Origin of the sequence: Microbacterium sp. 18062 (assembly GCF_902706225.1) — a bacterium.
Lineage (GTDB): Bacteria > Actinomycetota > Actinomycetes > Actinomycetales > Microbacteriaceae > Microbacterium.
In genome coordinates this window covers 1-1,331 of the sequence record NZ_CACSKB010000107.1, presented here as the reverse complement: position 1 = coordinate 1,331, position 1,331 = coordinate 1, and the positions used below count along the sequence as shown (strand labels likewise).

Below are 1,331 nucleotides of genomic sequence, written 5' to 3'. Positions count from 1 at the left end.
GTTCCCTCCGGCCCGATTCCCCGTCGCTCCACCCGGCCCGACTCCTCAGCCTCTCCCTCCGACCAGACCTCCCCACCGCTCCACCCGCCTCGCGCCAGCCGCCATCCGTTCCATTCCGCCCGGCTCACGCCATCCGTTCCGCCGGTTCCGCCCGTTCCGTTCCACCCGTTCCGTTCCACCCGAGAGGAGCATCATGCTCAGCCGTCCCTCCCCCGTCGCCGTCCCCGCTGCCGAGCAGCGCTGGGTCGATCTCGTCGCCGAGCTCGCCGCCCGCTTCGGCGGCACCGTCGCGACCGACGACGCCGAGGCGCGTCTACCCATCGAACACCTGCGGGAGCTCGGCGCCTCGGGTCTCGACGCGGCGTTCCTGCCACGAGCGCACGGCGGCGAGGGGCTCTCGTACGCCACGCTCGGCGCGGTCGTGCGCACCCTCGCCGCGGCCCACCCGGCGGTCGCGACGGTATGGCTCATGCACATCGGCGCCGCGCACGCCCTCGTCACCCTCTCGAACGAGGCAGAGGCGGCATTCTTCGCCGCCGAGCTGAAGGCGGGCAAGCGCTTCGCCAATGCGCTCTCCGAGCCCGCGGGCGGCAACCACTTCCTCGCCTCGCAGCAGGATGCGGACGTCGACGGCGACGACTGGGCGCTGACCGGCCGGAAGCTCTTCGTCTCCGGATCCGAGGCCGCCGACCATCTCTTCCTCAACTCCCGCGTCGACGGCGGGCCGGCGTTCTTCGGCGTGACGGTCGACGACACCGTGTCGTTCCCCCCGATCGACGAGACCATGGGCATGCGTGCCACCCGCAGCCGCACCATCCTGTTCGACGGCACCCCGCTCCGGCGCACGAGGCTCACCGGCCCGCCGCCCGCCGACTACGCGAACCTCATCACCGTCGGGTTCGCGTTCCTGTCGATCGGCATCGCCGAGTCGGCGCTCGACGCGTTGAAGGCGACCGCCGTCCGCAGCAAAGGCGGAACCAGCCTGGCGGAGGCCTCGTGGGTCAAGCAGGAGACCGGGCTCGCCTGGGCCGAGGTCACCGCGGCGACGCTGCTGGCCGAACGCACCGCCTGGCTCGCCGACCAGCGCTCGCCCGAGGCGATGCCGGCCGCGACCGAGACCAAGATGCTCGCCAACGTCGTGGCGGGGCGCGCGGCGGCGCTCGCGGTGCGCGTGGGCGGCGGGGGCGGGTACCTGCTCGCGTCCCCCATCCAGCGCATCTTCCGCGACGCGCAGGCGGGCGCCCTCATGGCCTACTCCGTGCCGTTCAGCCAGGAGCTCGTGGGCGGCTGGGTGCTCGGCACCGCCTGAGGTCCGGGCCGGGGTCCGGGCC

Annotated in this window: 1 protein-coding gene; it reads left to right on the top strand. The window is 73.5% G+C overall.

Going from position 1 to position 1,331, the window contains the following annotated elements; translation table 11 throughout:
• The first annotated feature begins 193 nt into the window (after positions 1-193).
• The gene (locus GVL03_RS18790) at positions 194-1,309 is read left to right on the top strand and encodes an acyl-CoA dehydrogenase family protein (RefSeq protein ID WP_159502534.1); all 1,116 of its coding nucleotides are present in this window, start codon (positions 194-196) and stop codon (positions 1,307-1,309) included.
• Positions 1,310-1,331 lie beyond the last annotated feature (22 nt).